This window comes from Rubrivivax gelatinosus (genome assembly GCF_016583785.1).
Taxonomy (GTDB): domain Bacteria; phylum Pseudomonadota; class Gammaproteobacteria; order Burkholderiales; family Burkholderiaceae_C; genus Rubrivivax; species Rubrivivax gelatinosus_B.
On sequence record NZ_NRRU01000235.1, the window covers coordinates 1 to 649 of the forward strand.

Here is a 649-nt window from a genome sequence, read left to right on the forward strand (position 1 = left end):
GGTGCTGGCGTAGGACGCGTCCGACGCCGCCCCCGCGGGCATTCCGACAGCCGCATGCGGCCGCTGCCGCGCCGGCGCCGAGCAGTCCGTCGGCGAGTCCGCCGATGCCGAAGACGGCAGCGAGCAGGGCGATGGCGAGCAGGGCGGCGGCGCAGTGCAGCATGGTCGGTGCGACAAGGGCGACGGTGTCGAACCAATTCTGGTGCTGCCGGTGGCCGGCGCCGGCGCGGCAGCGGCCGCATGCGGCTGTCGGAATGCCCGCGGGGGCGGCGTCGGACGCGTCCTACGCCAGCACCCGCTGCCTTGCCCGGAGGCCGGCGGACTCACTCGGCGCTCGGCGCGACAACCAGCGTGCCGGGCTCGTCGAGCGGCAGCGCCGCGCTCGTCAGCCAGGGCAGCGCAGCCTCGTAGCCCAGCGCCGGCCAACCCGCGTCATCGCCTTCGACGGCGCTGGCTTCGGGACGGGATTCGGCGGGCTTGCCCTCGTTCATCTTCTGCTCCTCGGCGCGGGCCCGGCGGGCCCTTCGTTTGCCGCATCGTCGCCGGGCAAACGCGGTGCCCGGCGTCGGGCCTCGCCGCCCCGGCGTGTCGGACGAGGCGCCGTCAGGCCGCGGCTGGGCGCGCGGGCAGGGCGGCGCCTCGTCCGACA

At 76.6% G+C, this 649-nt stretch carries 1 protein-coding gene; it reads right to left on the minus strand.

Annotated features, from left to right (window positions below; translation table 11 throughout):
- Positions 1-323: 323 nt before the first annotated feature.
- Positions 324-649 (minus strand): hypothetical protein (locus tag CKO43_RS25680; protein WP_207185223.1); only part of this gene is annotated, 326 nt, incomplete at its 5' end.